The sequence below is a fragment of the Enterobacter cloacae genome (assembly GCF_011078175.1).
Classification (GTDB): Bacteria; Pseudomonadota; Gammaproteobacteria; order Enterobacterales; family Enterobacteriaceae; genus Enterobacter; species Enterobacter cloacae_Q.
The window spans coordinates 72,842-86,715 of record NZ_JAALCJ010000007.1 but is presented as its reverse complement, the minus strand read 5'-3'; the positions used below and the strand labels follow the sequence as shown (position 1 = coordinate 86,715).

Annotated in this window: 11 protein-coding genes and 4 tRNA genes; 13 read left to right on the top strand and 2 right to left on the bottom strand. The window is 55.1% G+C overall.

Annotated elements, in window-relative coordinates; genetic code table 11:
- The first annotated feature begins 27 nt into the window (after positions 1–27).
- From wecB to G6Q29_RS15890, 13 genes are all read left to right on the top strand, one after another.
- The gene (gene wecB / locus G6Q29_RS15950) at positions 28–1,158 is read left to right on the top strand and encodes a non-hydrolyzing UDP-N-acetylglucosamine 2-epimerase (protein ID WP_165466382.1); all 1,131 of its coding nucleotides are present in this window, start codon (positions 28–30) and stop codon (positions 1,156–1,158) included.
- Positions 1,155–2,417: a UDP-N-acetyl-D-mannosamine dehydrogenase gene (wecC, locus tag G6Q29_RS15945; protein WP_165466381.1), complete on the top strand. Its 1,263-nt coding sequence runs from the start codon at positions 1,155–1,157 to the stop codon at positions 2,415–2,417. Before wecB ends, wecC begins: the two co-directional genes overlap by 4 nt.
- Positions 2,414–3,091, top strand: a complete 678-nt coding sequence (rffC, locus tag G6Q29_RS15940) for a dTDP-4-amino-4,6-dideoxy-D-galactose acyltransferase (RefSeq protein ID WP_165466380.1) — start codon at positions 2,414–2,416, stop codon at positions 3,089–3,091. The genes wecC and rffC overlap by 4 nt, the downstream gene beginning before the upstream one ends.
- A 4-nt stretch (positions 3,092–3,095) precedes the next feature.
- Positions 3,096–4,226, top strand: coding sequence for a dTDP-4-amino-4,6-dideoxygalactose transaminase (gene rffA, locus G6Q29_RS15935; protein ID WP_165466379.1), 1,131 nt, complete (start codon positions 3,096–3,098; stop codon positions 4,224–4,226).
- A gap of 1 nt (position 4,227) precedes the next feature.
- Positions 4,228–5,478 (top strand): lipid III flippase WzxE, encoded by a 1,251-nt coding sequence (gene wzxE / locus G6Q29_RS15930; RefSeq protein ID WP_165466378.1) that lies wholly within the window; start codon positions 4,228–4,230, stop codon positions 5,476–5,478.
- A complete protein-coding gene (locus G6Q29_RS15925) occupies positions 5,475–6,554 on the top strand; it encodes a TDP-N-acetylfucosamine:lipid II N-acetylfucosaminyltransferase (RefSeq protein ID WP_165466377.1) in 1,080 nt (359 codons plus the stop codon). The genes wzxE and G6Q29_RS15925 overlap by 4 nt, the downstream gene beginning before the upstream one ends.
- Positions 6,551–7,903, top strand: a complete 1,353-nt coding sequence (gene wzyE, locus G6Q29_RS15920; RefSeq protein ID WP_165466376.1) for an ECA oligosaccharide polymerase — start codon at positions 6,551–6,553, stop codon at positions 7,901–7,903. Before G6Q29_RS15925 ends, wzyE begins: the two co-directional genes overlap by 4 nt.
- 12 nt (positions 7,904–7,915) lie before the next feature.
- Entirely contained in the window at positions 7,916–8,656 is a 741-nt protein-coding gene (gene wecG / locus G6Q29_RS15915) for a lipopolysaccharide N-acetylmannosaminouronosyltransferase (RefSeq protein ID WP_165466375.1), read from the top strand.
- 196 nt (positions 8,657–8,852) lie between these two features.
- Positions 8,853–10,238 (top strand): bifunctional threonine/serine APC transporter ThrP, encoded by a 1,386-nt coding sequence (gene thrP, locus G6Q29_RS15910; RefSeq protein WP_165466374.1) that lies wholly within the window; start codon positions 8,853–8,855, stop codon positions 10,236–10,238.
- 102 nt (positions 10,239–10,340) lie between these two features.
- A tRNA-Arg gene (locus G6Q29_RS15905) sits at positions 10,341–10,417 on the top strand.
- 67 nt (positions 10,418–10,484) lie between these two features.
- Positions 10,485–10,560, top strand: a tRNA-His gene (locus tag G6Q29_RS15900).
- 21 nt (positions 10,561–10,581) lie between these two features.
- Positions 10,582–10,668, top strand: a tRNA-Leu gene (locus tag G6Q29_RS15895).
- A gap of 44 nt (positions 10,669–10,712) precedes the next feature.
- A tRNA-Pro gene (locus G6Q29_RS15890) sits at positions 10,713–10,789 on the top strand.
- 505 nt (positions 10,790–11,294) lie between these two features.
- On the opposite strand, the gene G6Q29_RS15885 is transcribed toward G6Q29_RS15890, so the two are convergent.
- Together G6Q29_RS15885 and hemY are read right to left on the bottom strand one after the other, a co-directional pair.
- A complete protein-coding gene (locus tag G6Q29_RS15885) occupies positions 11,295–12,506 on the bottom strand; it encodes an MFS transporter (RefSeq protein ID WP_165466373.1) in 1,212 nt (403 codons plus the stop codon).
- 167 nt (positions 12,507–12,673) lie between these two features.
- A complete protein-coding gene (gene hemY / locus G6Q29_RS15880) occupies positions 12,674–13,873 on the bottom strand; it encodes a protoheme IX biogenesis protein HemY (RefSeq protein ID WP_165466500.1) in 1,200 nt (399 codons plus the stop codon).
- Position 13,874: the final 1 nt, after the last annotated feature.

Genomic DNA, 13,874 nt, shown 5'->3' with positions numbered 1-13,874 from the left:
TTCATCGTCTAATCGAAGAGAATCGATGTGAAAGTACTAACCGTATTTGGCACCAGGCCGGAGGCCATCAAGATGGCACCTCTGGTTCATGCGCTGGCCGGAGATCCTGATATTGAAGCAAAAGTGTGCGTGACTGCCCAGCACCGTGAGATGCTCGATCAGGTCTTAACCCTCTTTTCTATCGTCCCGGATTACGATCTCAATATAATGAAACCGGGACAGGGACTGACGGAAATCACCTGCCGTATTCTGCAAGAATTAAAGCCTATTCTGGAATCGTTCAAGCCGGATGTGGTACTGGTGCACGGCGACACCACCACCACCGTGGCAACCAGCCTGGCCGCGTTTTATCAGCGTATCCCCGTTGGTCATATTGAAGCGGGTCTGCGTACCGGCAATCTCTATTCCCCGTGGCCGGAAGAGGCCAACCGTACGCTCACCGGTCACCTGGCGATGTACCATTTTGCGCCAACCGAGAACTCACGCCAAAACCTGCTGCGCGAAAATATCAGCGACAGCAAGATCTTCGTCACCGGCAATACGGTCATTGATGCGCTGATTTGGGTGCGTGACCGCGTGCTGGCTAACAGCGAGCTTCAGGCAGAACTTGCTGCGCGCTATCCGTTCCTGAACAACGGCAAGAAAACGATTCTGGTGACGGGCCACCGCCGCGAAAGCTTTGGCCGTGGCTTTGAGCAAATCTGCCACGCGCTGGCTGAAATCGCCGCGCAGAACGAGGATGTGCAGATTGTCTATCCGGTGCACCTCAACCCGAACGTCAGCGAACCGGTCAACCGTATCCTCGGCCACGTGGAAAACGTGCTCCTGATCGAGCCGCAGGACTATCTGCCATTTGTATGGCTGATGAACCACGCCTGGCTGATCCTGACCGATTCTGGCGGCATCCAGGAAGAGGCGCCTTCCCTCGGTAAGCCGGTACTGGTGATGCGAGAAACCACCGAGCGTCCGGAAGCGGTCACTGCCGGTACCGTACGTCTGGTGGGAACGGATCCGCGTCGTATTGTCGAAGAGGTCACGCGCTTACTGCATGACGATGAAGAATATCAGGCGATGAGCCGGGCCCATAACCCGTACGGTGACGGGCAGGCTTGTGGTCGTATTTTGCACGCACTTAAACACAATCGGGTAACGCTATGAGTTTTACTACCATCTCTGTCGTGGGTCTTGGCTATATCGGGCTGCCTACTGCGGCGGCCTTTGCCTCTCGTCAAAAACAGGTTGTTGGCGTAGATATCAACGCGCACGCGGTGGAAACCATCAACCGTGGCGAAATTCATATCGTAGAGCCCGATCTCGATCGCGTGGTGAAAAAAGCGGTGGACGGTGGCTTCCTGCGCGCCAGCACCACGCCGGTAGAAGCCGATGCGTACCTGATTGCGGTACCAACTCCTTTTAAAGGCGATCATGAGCCTGACATGGTTTATGTCGAGGCGGCGGCAAAATCCATTGCACCTGTGCTGAAGAAAGGGGCGCTGGTTATCCTTGAGTCTACTTCACCTGTTGGGGCAACCGAGCAGATGGCTCAGTGGCTGGCCGAGGCCCGCCCCGATCTTAGCTTCCCGCAGCAGGCAGGCGACCAGGCTGATATCAATATCGCCTACTGCCCTGAGCGCGTGCTGCCAGGCCAGGTGATGGTAGAGCTGATTAAAAATGACCGCGTGATTGGCGGCATGACCCCAGTCTGCTCCGCGCGCGCCAGCGAATTGTATAAAATCTTCCTGGAAGGCGAATGCGTGGTCACTCACTCCCGTACCGCCGAGATGTGTAAATTGACGGAAAACAGTTTCCGTGACGTTAACATCGCGTTTGCGAATGAACTGTCACTGATTTGTGCCGATCAGGGGATTAACGTCTGGGAACTGATCCGCCTGGCCAACCGCCATCCGCGCGTGAATATTCTTCAGCCGGGGCCAGGCGTAGGTGGGCACTGTATCGCGGTCGATCCGTGGTTTATCGTGGCGCAAAACCCGGAACAGGCACGCCTGATTCGCACCGCGCGTGAAGTGAACGACCACAAACCGCATTGGGTTATCAACCAGGTCAAAGCGACGGTTGCGGATTGCCTGGCCGCCAGCGGTAAACGCGCCAGTGAGCTGAAAATCGCCTGCTTTGGTCTGGCCTTCAAACCGAATATTGACGATCTGCGCGAAAGCCCGGCGATGGAAATTGCCGAAATGATCGCGGCCTGGCACAGCGGTGAAACGCTGGTGGTTGAGCCGAATATTCATACGTTGCCGACAAAACTTGCCGGTCACTGCACCCTTACCGCACTGGATGATGCGCTGGCCACGGCGGATGTGCTGGTGCTGCTGGTCGATCACAATGCGTTTAAAGCGGTCTCCGGCGATGCCGTGCGCCAGCAGTATGTGGTTGATACTAAAGGCGTGTGGCGTTGAGTAACCTCAACGGCGTACTGGAGTCCCTTGAGTGGGAAAGCGCATTCTTTGCGCGTCCCTCAGCCATAGTGCGTCTGCGCGACAATGCTCCGGCGTTGCAGGAAGCAGACTTCAGCGCCTGGCAGCGTATACAGGCTAAGATCCCGGCGGACCGCGCCGATCTGCTGGACGCGCTTCAGCAGCACGGATTCCGGCTGGTTGAGGGGGAAGTTGATCTCTCCATTACCGTAAGCCGGCACGCCTCACCGGGTGTGGAAAGTGCATCAGAGCAGGATATTCCCGCGCTGCGCAAGATGGCGGCGCTGGCCTTCGCTCAAAGCCGTTTCCGGACGCCGTGGTATGCACCCGATGACAGCGGTCGCTTTTATGCCCAGTGGATAGAGAACGCGGTTAAAGGCACGTTTGACCACGTATGCCTGGTGTTCCGTACTGCCGGGGGGCAGATTCAGGGTTTTGTTTCGCTTCGCAGGCTCAATGAGCACGAGGCGCGCATCGGTTTGTTAGCCGGGCGCGGCATGGGCGAGAAACTCATGCACGCGGCGCTGCACTGGGCGGAGCAACAAAAAGTATCGACGCTGCGGGTAGCGACCCAGATGGGTAACACCGCCGCGCTTAAACGTTATATTGCGAGTGGTGCCAGCATCGACGCCACCGCCTACTGGTTATACAGGTGACAAGATGATTCCATTTAACGCGCCTCCCGTCGTGGGCTCCGAACTTGATTACATGCAGTCTGCTATGGGCAGTGGCAAACTCTGTGGCGATGGTGGCTTTACCCGTCGCTGCCAGCAGTGGATAGAGCAACGTTTTCACAGTGCCAAGGTGCTGCTGACACCGTCCTGTACCGCATCGCTTGAGATGGCGGCGCTGCTGCTGGATATCCAGCCCGGCGATGAAGTGATCATGCCAAGCTACACCTTCGTCTCTACGGCGAATGCGTTTGTCCTGCGCGGAGCGAAAATCGTGTTTGTGGATATTCGTCCGGATACTATGAACATCGACGAAACGTTGATTGAAGCAGCGATCACCGACAAAACGCGGGTGATTGTTCCGGTGCATTACGCGGGCGTGGCCTGTGAAATGGACACCATCATGGCCATCGCGAAAAAGCACAACCTGTTTGTGGTGGAAGACGCCGCGCAGGGCGTGATGTCCACCTACAAAGGACGCGCGCTGGGCTCCATCGGTCATATCGGCTGCTTTAGCTTCCACGAAACTAAAAACTACACCGCTGGCGGCGAAGGCGGCGCGACGCTGATTAACGATCGTGCCCTGGTGGAGCGTGCGGAAGTGATCCGTGAGAAAGGGACCAACCGCAGCCAGTTCTTCCGCGGTCAGGTGGATAAGTACACCTGGCGCGATATCGGTTCAAGCTATCTGATGGCGGATTTGCAGGCCGCATATCTCTGGGCGCAGCTGGAAGCGGCAGAGCGAATCAATCTGCAACGCCTCTCCCTGTGGCAAACCTATTACGACGCGCTGGAACCGCTGGGAAAAGCAGGACGTATTGAACTGCCGACCATTCCGGCTGATTGTGTCCACAATGCCCATATGTTCTACATCAAACTGCGCGATAACGACGATCGCAGCAAGCTGATCGCCTGGTTGAAAGAGGCGGAAATTATGGCTGTATTTCACTATATTCCGCTGCACTCCAGCCCGGCTGGCGAAGCCTTCGGGATGTTTGCCGGTGAAGACCGCTACACCACCAAAGAGAGCGAACGTCTGCTTCGCCTGCCCCTGTTCTACAACCTCGCGCCGGTGAACCAGCGTACGGTGATCAATTCGCTTCTGAGTTATTTCGCCTGATATGTCTCTGGCAAAAGCGTCGGTGTGGACGGCAGCGTCCACGCTTGTAAAAATTGGCGCCGGGTTACTGGTCGTCAAGCTGCTGGCCGTTTCATTTGGGCCGTCAGGCGTTGGGCTGGCAGGGAATTTCCGCCAGCTGGTCACGGTGCTTGGCGTGCTGGCGGGAGCCGGGATATTCAATGGCGTGACCAAATACGTCGCGCAGCATCATGACGATGCCGAAAAGCTCCGCACGGTGGTGGGGACTTCTTCTGCTATGGTGCTGGGCTTCTCTACGTTGCTGGCCGTCGTCTTTTTGCTGGCGGCGGCACCGATTAGCCAGGGACTGTTCGGACATACGCACTATCAGGGGCTGGTGCGCCTTGTGGCGCTCGTCCAGATGGGGATCGCCTGGGCGAACCTGCTTCTGGCGTTAATGAAAGGCTTCCGCGATGCGGCGGGAAATGCGCTGGCGCTGATCTTCGGCAGCGTTATCGGCGTTATCGCCTATTACTTTTGCTATCGTCTCGGCGGCTATGAAGGCGCGCTGCTGGGGCTGGCGCTGGTGCCTGCGCTCGTTGTCATTCCGGCGGCGTTTATGATGATCCGCAGGGGCGATGTTCCGCTGAGTTATCTTAAACCGCAGTGGGACAAGATGCTGGCGGGCCAGCTCGCGAAATTTACGCTGATGGCGCTCATTACGTCCGTCACCATCCCGGTAGCCTACGTGATGATGCGAAACCTGCTGGCAGCGCATTACAGCTGGGATGAGGTGGGGATTTGGCAGGGAGTGAGCAGCATTTCAGATGCTTACCTCCAATTTATTACGGCTTCCTTTAGCGTCTATTTGCTGCCAACCTTATCGCGCCTGACGTCCAGGCAGGAGATTACCCGCGAGATTTTTCGCTCCCTGCGTTTTGTGTTGCCGGCGGTTGCGGTTGCCAGCTTTACCGTCTGGTTACTGCGTGATGTCGCCATCTGGCTGCTGTTTTCGTCGAAGTTTACCGCCATGCGCGATCTGTTTGCCTGGCAACTGGTCGGCGATGTGCTGAAAGTGGGGGCATACGTTTTCGGCTATCTGGTGATTGCGAAGGCATCGCTGCGGTTGTATATCCTGGCGGAGATGAGCCAGTTTGCGCTGCTGACGGCATTTTCTCATTGGCTGATCCCTACCCACGGTGCGTTGGGGGCGGCTCAGGCCTATATGGCAACTTATATCGTTTATTTCGCTGCCTGTTGCGGCGTATTTTTACTTTGGCGTAAACGCGCATGACTGCACTGATACACATACTGGGATCGGATATCCCGCATCATAACCAGACCGTTCTGCGGTTTTTCAACGATGAGCTGGCATCCGGTACGCCCGATGCACGTGAGTTTATGGTCGTTGGAAGCGATAACGGCCTGAGCGCGGCGTGTCCGGCATTGCACATCTCCTTCTGGCCAGACAAAGCGGCGCTGACGAAGGCTGTGGTTGCTAAAGCCAAAGCGGACCGAAGCCAGCGTTTCTTCTTCCATGGACAGTTCAATACCGGCCTGTGGCTGGCGCTGTTAAGCGGTGGGATCAAACCTTCCCAGTTCAGCTGGCATATCTGGGGAGCCGATCTCTATGAAGTTTCCCATGGATGGAAGTTTCGTCTTTTCTATCCGCTGCGTCGTCTGGCGCAGGCGCGCGTAGGCTGCGTGTTCGCCACCCGCGGCGATCTCACCTATTTTGCTAAACAGCATCCTACGGTTCGCGGGGAGCTGCTCTATTTCCCAACTCGTATGGATCCGACGCTGAACACGATGGCGAATGACGCGGTTCGTGAGGGCAAGCTGACCATCCTGGTGGGAAATTCCGGCGATCGCAGTAACGAGCATGCCGCGGCGCTGCGGGCGGTGCATCAGCAGTTTGGCGACACGGTCAACGTGGTGGTGCCGATGGGCTATCCCGCCAATAACGATGCCTACATCGACGAGGTTCGCCAGCAAGGGCTTGCGCTGTTCAGCGCGGAAAACCTGCACATACTCAGCGATAAGCTGGAATTTAGCGACTATCTTGCGCTGCTGCGAAAATGCGATTTGGGCTATTTCATCTTTGCCCGTCAGCAGGGGATTGGAACGCTGTGTCTGCTGATTCAGGCGGGAGTACCATGCGTGCTCAACCGCGAAAACCCATTCTGGCAGGACATGGCTGAGCAGCATATTCCGGTGCTATTTACCTCTGACACGCTTAATATTGAGGTGGTACGGGAAGCACAGCGTCAGCTCACGCTGGTGGATAAAAATAGCATCGACTTTTTCAGTCCGAACTACCTCACGCCGTGGCACCGCGCGCTGCGTATTGCTTCAGGAGACAACGCATGAGCCTGTTGCAATTTAGCGGCTTGCTGGTGGTCTGGCTGCTGAGCACGCTGTTTATCGCCACGCTCACCTGGTTTGAGTTCCGGCGCGTACGTTTTAACTTCAACGTCTTCTTCTCGTTGCTGTTTTTGCTGACCTTTTTCTTTGGCTTCCCGCTGACCAGCATTCTCGTGTTCCGCTTTGATGTTGGCGTCGCTCCGCCGGAAATCTTGTTGCAGGCGCTGCTTTCTGCGACCTGCTTCTACGCGGTGTATTACGTCACCTATAAAACGCGCCTGCGCGCGGCTAAAGACACTGCACCCCGTCGTCCGCTGTTTACCATGAACCGGGTAGAAACCCATCTGACGTGGGTGATGCTGATGACCATCGCTCTCGTCAGCGTAGCGATTTTCTTTATGCATAACGGCTTTTTACTGTTTAAGTTGCAGTCCTATAGCCAGATTTTCTCCGCCGAAGTTTCCGGCGTCGCGCTCAAACGTTTCTTCTATTTCTTCATTCCGGCGATGCTGGTGGTCTTTTTCCTGCGTCAGGATAGTAAAGCCTGGCTGTTCTTCCTGGTTAGCACCGTCGCATTTGGCATTTTGACCTACATGATCGTCGGGGGGACGCGCGCCAATATCATTATCGCCTTCGCGATTTTCCTGTTTATCGGCATTATTCGCGGCTGGATCTCTCTGTGGATGCTGGCAGCGGCAGGGGTCTTGGGCATCGTGGGGATGTTCTGGCTGGCCCTGAAGCGCTACGGTCTGAACGTGGCCGGTGACGAAGCGTTTTATACCTTCCTGTATCTGACGCGCGATACCTTCTCGCCGTGGGAAAACCTGGCATTACTGCTGCAAAACTACGACAAGATTGAATTCCAGGGGCTGGCGCCGATTATTCGTGATTTCTATGTCTTTATACCGACGTGGCTGTGGCCTGACCGGCCCGATATCGTCCTGAACACGGCGAACTACTTTACCTGGGAAGTGTTGAACAACCATTCGGGTCTGGCGATCTCCCCAACGCTGATTGGCTCACTGGTGGTGATGGGCGGAACGTGGTTTATCCTGCCTGGCGCGATCGCGGTCGGGCTGATAATAAAATGGTTCGACTGGCTGTACACGCTGGGTAACGAAGAGACCAATCGCTATAAAGCCGCTGTTTTGCACAGTTTCTGTTTCGGTGCCATTTTCAATATGATCGTTCTGGCACGCGAGGGGCTGGATTCGTTCGTCTCACGCGTGGTGTTCTTTATGGTCGTTTTCGGTCTCTGTCTGCTGCTGGCAAAACTGCTGTACTGGTTGTTTGACAGTGCAGGGCTTGTGCACAGACGTGAGCCACAGGGCAGCACATCGCTGTCGCAAGTCTGAGTAGGGATCATCATGACGAATACAACTTCAGCCCCGCGTTATGCGCTGCGTGGGCTACAGCTTATAGGCTGGCGCGACATGCAACACGCGCTGGATTTTCTGTTCGCGGACGGGCAGATGAAATCGGGCACGCTGGTGGCCATCAACGCAGAAAAAATGCTGGCGGTTGAAGATAATGCGGAAGTGAAAAGCCTGATTGAGGCCGCGGAGTTTAAATACGCAGACGGTATCAGCGTGGTGCGTTCAATTCGTAAAAAGTTTCCTGACGCTAATGTGTCCCGCGTGGCGGGAGCTGACCTTTGGGAGCGGCTAATGGAACGCGCAGGCGCTGAAGGCACGCCGGTATTTCTGATTGGCGGTAAGCCAGAGGTGCTTGCCCAGACCGAACAAAAGCTGCGTAGCCAGTGGAATGTTAACATTGTGGGCAGTCAGGATGGCTATTTCAGGCCAGAAGATCGCCAGGGTTTATATGCACGCGTGCGCGACAGCGGGGCGAAAATTGTCACTGTCGCTATGGGGTCGCCGCGCCAGGAAATTCTGATGCGGGACTGCCGTCTGATCAGCCCGGATGCGCTCTATATGGGCGTGGGCGGCACCTACGACGTCTTTACCGGCCATGTTAAGCGTGCGCCAAAAGTCTGGCAAAACCTGGGGCTGGAGTGGTTGTACCGCCTGCTCTCTCAACCGACACGTATCAAACGACAGATTCGTCTGCTGCGCTACCTCGCCTGGCACTACACCGGAAAAATGTAATCAATACGCAGCGTGATCTGCGGTTCGCGCTGCAACGCCCCTGCAAAACTGCTGACTTTATGTGCAATGCATTCATTTTTTTAATGCATTGTTTGCCATTTGCCAGAATTTAAGAAACCATTCGCTCCGTATTTCAGTACCCCTCAAAACAATACCCGGCAACAAGTCGGGACACAGCAAACACAACCGAGGAATTATGGCAGAGAAAAAACCGGAGCTTCAGCGTGGTCTGGAAGCTCGACATATTGAGTTGATCGCGCTGGGCGGGACTATCGGCGTTGGTCTGTTTATGGGCTCGGCAAGCACGCTGAAATGGGCGGGGCCTTCCGTTCTGCTGGCGTATATTATTGCCGGGCTGTTCGTCTTCTTCATCATGCGATCTATGGGCGAAATGCTGTTTCTGGAGCCAGTAACGGGCTCTTTCGCCGTTTACGCCCACCGTTATATGAGCCCGTTCTTTGGCTATCTCACGGCCTGGTCGTACTGGTTTATGTGGATGGCCGTGGGGATTTCGGAGATCACCGCCATCGGGGTCTACGTGCAGTTTTGGTTCCCTGATATGGCTCAGTGGATACCCGCGCTTATCGCAGTAGGACTGGTGGCGCTGGCGAACCTTGCCGCTGTTCGTCTTTATGGCGAAATCGAGTTCTGGTTTGCGATGATCAAAGTCACCACCATTATCGTGATGATTGTTGTGGGTCTGGGTGTCATCTTCTTTGGTTTCGGTAACGGCGGCCACGCGATGGGTTTCGATAACCTGACCGGGCACGGCGGCTTCTTTGCCGGCGGCTGGAAAGGTTTCCTGACGGCGCTCTGTATCGTTGTCGCCTCCTATCAGGGCGTTGAGCTGATCGGCATTACCGCCGGTGAGGCGAAAAACCCGCAGGTCACGCTGCGTAGCGCGGTAGGTAAAGTGTTGTGGCGTATCCTGATTTTCTATGTGGGCGCGATCTTCGTTATCGTGACCATTTTCCCATGGAACGAGATCGGCACCACCGGCAGTCCATTTGTCTTAACCTTCGCAAAGATTGGCATCACGGCGGCTGCCGCTATTATCAACTTTGTGGTGCTGACGGCAGCGCTTTCCGGCTGTAACAGTGGGATGTACAGCTGCGGACGCATGCTATACGCCCTCGCGCAAAATAAACAGCTACCGGCGGTGATGGGAAAAGTCTCCCGCGTGGGTGTTCCGGTGGCGGGTGTGGCGGTGTCAATTGCCATTCTGCTGGTTGGCTCATGCCTGAACTACATTATCCCGAATCCGCAGCGCGTGTTTGTTTATGTCTATAGCGCCAGCGTGCTGCCGGGGATGGTACCGTGGTTTGTGATTTTGATTAGCCAGCTACGTTTCCGGCAGGCGCACAAAAAAGCGATCGCCAGCCATCCGTTCCGCTCCATTCTGTTCCCCTATGCGAACTATTTGACGATGGCGTTCCTGATTTGCGTATTAATTGGAATGTACTTTAATGAAGATACCCGCATGTCGCTGTTTGTCGGGATGATCTTCCTGGCTGCCGTCACAGCTGCATATAAAATTTTTGGACTGGGTCGCCGTGGCTCCGCCCATAAAGTGGAGGAATAAGCGGCAAAATGTGCAAACCATAACCAAACGCGCATTTTTTTCAAAAAAGCACTAGACAGCGGGGACGGAGGTACGTAATATCCAGCCCCGCAACGGCGCTAAGCGCCCGTAGCTCAGCTGGATAGAGCGCTGCCCTCCGGAGGCAGAGGTCTCAGGTTCGAATCCTGTCGGGCGCGCCATTTTAGTCCCGGCGCTAGAGCTGCGGTGGTCTGAGAAGTAGTCAGAACCGCGTGAAAGAATACAGTGGTGGCTATAGCTCAGTTGGTAGAGCCCTGGATTGTGATTCCAGTTGTCGTGGGTTCGAATCCCATTAGCCACCCCATTATTGAAAGAGTTGTGAATTGCGAAGGTGGCGGAATTGGTAGACGCGCTAGCTTCAGGTGTTAGTGTTCTTACGGACGTGGGGGTTCAAGTCCCCCCCCTCGCACCACGACTTTTAATGAGTTGAACTAAAAATTCAAAAAAGCAGTACATCGGCGAGTAGCGCAGCTTGGTAGCGCAACTGGTTTGGGACCAGTGGGTCGGAGGTTCGAATCCTCTCTCGCCGACCAATTTTGAACCCCGCTTCGGCGGGGTTTTTTGTTTTCTGCGTTTTTTTATCCTGTAGCCATTCCCCGACAACATCCAACATTATTGTCGCGATTCAGCGACATATAACCCGTTAATATTAAAGAATTTATTATTTTACCGCTTAACCTGTCTCCTGGTGACGACAGATTGCCGCCTTTAGCGCGATGTTGTATGGCTTAAGGCGGTTCTTAACAGCATAATTTCCTTTTATCTTAAAATGTTGCGCGATGTAAAATTTCTGCGTGTAAACCTGGCACATTACATGCAATAATATGCGTGTAGATGCTCATTCCATCTCTTATGTTCGCCTTAAGGCCTCATAAACTCAGGAATGACGCAGAGCCGTTTACGGTGCTTATCGTCCACTGACAGATGTCGCTTCGGCCTCATCAAACACCATGGACATAACGTTGAGTGAAGCACCAAATATGTTGTCTTACAGACCTGTTTTAACGCCTGCTTTTATAGCAGGCGTTTTTTTATGCCTTATTCACGATAACGGGCCAGGACCAGCGCAACTAACAGCAGAGCGAGAGCAGAGACAGCGTATAGCGTCTGAGCCGCTCCCATTTTCGTCGCCATCATTGCGGCGAGGCCCGTAAAGAGGGAGGCGCTCAACGTCTGCCAGCGCCAGGCCTTACCGCTGGCAGCGGATATCTGAATAGCCTCAAAATGACTCAGCACCCCAAATGTACCCGCCGCAAAAACGATATTCGACGCCAGATGCGCGATAAAGATCATCCCCAGCGCAAGCCCCACCCATGCGGATAAAAACGGGAGCACCCCATAGGCTGCCAGAAAAAGGGCAAGACAGCTAAGTAGCAAAGGCGTTCTTGCTGCAAAGCGCGTCAGACACTCTTTTCTGAGCAACAAGGGGCCACAAAGCTGCCCCAGGCTTCTGGCAAATAGCAAGGGCAGCGCAAGCCCGGCTGCATTCCCGGGGTTGATCTGCTGCGCCAGTGCTGGCAGCAACGCCATTGCAGGGGAGCCTACGGCGGCAAGGGCAGGCAAAATCAGCAAACTGCGTTTTTGCCGAAGGGTCAGGGTTTGCCAGCGCAATGCCACAGGTTGAGGATCCCCGACAGGCAACGGTGCAGGACGTGCTACATACTGGCGTACAGCGAGAAACAGCATGACCAGCGATCCCATAAAACTGGCGGCGTCGATGACCAGTAATGCGAAGACCGGGATGCGCTGGAACAACACCACACCCAGCCCGGTTCCTGACAAAACCTGGGAGGCAAAAATCACATTTTCCAGACACGTTGCCGCAGGCAGTTCTGCCTCATGCAGTCCACGTTTAAACAACAGCGTTAACGCAGGCCAGCTCATCCCGCTTAGCAATGCTTCTGTGGATTGCACCGCAAGCAGCGCCGGTATGCTGTGGTAATGTGCACCTGACAGGGGGAAGAGCAGGGCGAGCAAGCCCAGCCATTCGGTCAGCATCAGTAGATAGAGAGGTGAAAACCGCTGGCATAGCTTTTCTCCCATCCGGCTGCCGATAAAACCGGGCACCGTGGCAAAAAGAAAGGCGAGGGTTAACAGCGCTGACGGGGCTGACCACTGTAACAGTAAGCCGAAAACAACAACCTGAGTTAAGCCATTACCCAGGGAGCTAAAGATAAAGGCGCAGGCCAGCAGGCGGAGCCAGCGATGGCACCGCAGCGCTTCGAAAAGCGCATATAAAAGCGAGTTCATGACGATATCCTTTCAGAAACGGTTAAGTCCACGCGGGCAAGCACGTGTGCAAAAAAGGTTAATGAAAAGACATCGTTACATTGGCGGGTTCGTTTGCAGTTAAGCGTTAAAAGAATGTAGCAGGTGAAATGAAATAAAAAAAGGAGGCCATCTGGCCTCCTGGATAATTACGGCTGCGTTCCGTTATTGTGTAGCGTCAGCAGAAGCCCATCACGGCGCATGGCGGCGGCCTCTTCCGGCTTGTGCTGCTTGTCCAGCGAATCAGCAAGCCATGCGTAATCAAATGCATCCGGGCGTTGCTTCAGCGCTGCGCGGAAAGCGAGACTCGCCTCCTGCCACTCGCCGTGTTTCATCAGAGACTGGCCCAGCGTACTCCACAGCAGCGGACGGTCGCCGACGGTTTTGATCTGCTGTCGCAGTGCTTTTTCAATTTGTTCTGGATTATTGGTTTTCAGACGTGGGATCACCATCACCAGACGGTCATCATACTGCCGCTTGAGACCGTCGAGGAGGATCTCCTGCGCGGTGTCATGGTCGTCACATTCAATCAGATGTTCTGCCATCGCCACCTGAAGGGGAACCTGCTGGCGCGTTTTGCGGCTCTGGTTTTTCCACCAGGTTTTCAGACCGTCGCTGCCAAGATCGGCGCGAGCCTGATCCATCAGGCCAATCCAGGCCAGACGCTGAAGTTCATCACGATGTTCATCATCGCCCACGTCGGCTTTCGCCATGGAAGGGATAATGTCCAGCAGCGAGCCCCAGGCACCGGTCCGAATGTATGCCTGCTCAGCAAGACGCAGCACTTCCGGATGTCGAGGGGTAATTTCCAGCAGACGGTCAACGCCGTTGCGTGCCGCATGGTTTTCATTCCGTGCCAGTTGCAGACGAACGCGGGTGATCTCAACCGGAATCGGATCTTTTGTTGAGAGCTCAGACGCGCGTTCAAGATGCTGATTGGCACGTGCCTCATCGCCTCGCTGTTGCGCCGCCTCGGCGGCCAGCAGATAGTTAACAACCGGCTGTTCTGCATGGTCGGCATTTTTCGACATCAGCTTTTCAACCTGCTGATAGTCGCCTTCGGCCAGCTTCAGCAACGCCTGTTCGGTCTGTTTACGGGCGCGACGGCGCTTACGGCCAACGAACCAGCCGCGCGTGTGTACGCCGGTACGGAAAATACGACGTAGCATCCATTCCACGGACAGCAGGACGACCACACCCAGGATCAGGATAATCACCAGCCCTGTCACGCTGGTTTCGATGTTGTAGTTATCGGTCTGGATCAATACATAACCCTGGTGACCTGCGAGCATCGGCCCCAGTACAATCCCGGCGATCAGCAGGATGAAGAGTAAGAAGACTTTTAGCATC

Excerpts from the sequence above, each read along its gene's own strand:
- wecC (WP_165466381.1), top strand. The coding sequence starts at position 1,155 with ATGAGTTTTACTACCATCTCTGTCGTGGGTCTTGGCTATATCGGGCTG.
- rffA (WP_165466379.1), top strand. The coding sequence starts at position 3,096 with ATGATTCCATTTAACGCGCCTCCCGTCGTGGGCTCCGAACTTGATTAC.
- G6Q29_RS15885 (WP_165466373.1), bottom strand. The coding sequence starts at position 12,506 with ATGAACTCGCTTTTATATGCGCTTTTCGAAGCGCTGCGGTGCCATCGC.
- thrP (WP_165466374.1), top strand. The coding sequence starts at position 8,853 with ATGGCAGAGAAAAAACCGGAGCTTCAGCGTGGTCTGGAAGCTCGACAT.
- G6Q29_RS15925 (WP_165466377.1), top strand. The coding sequence starts at position 5,475 with ATGACTGCACTGATACACATACTGGGATCGGATATCCCGCATCATAAC.
- hemY (WP_165466500.1), bottom strand. The coding sequence starts at position 13,873 with ATGCTAAAAGTCTTCTTACTCTTCATCCTGCTGATCGCCGGGATTGTA.
- wzyE (WP_165466376.1), top strand. The coding sequence starts at position 6,551 with ATGAGCCTGTTGCAATTTAGCGGCTTGCTGGTGGTCTGGCTGCTGAGC.
- wzxE (WP_165466378.1), top strand. The coding sequence starts at position 4,228 with ATGTCTCTGGCAAAAGCGTCGGTGTGGACGGCAGCGTCCACGCTTGTA.
- wecG (WP_165466375.1), top strand. The coding sequence starts at position 7,916 with ATGACGAATACAACTTCAGCCCCGCGTTATGCGCTGCGTGGGCTACAG.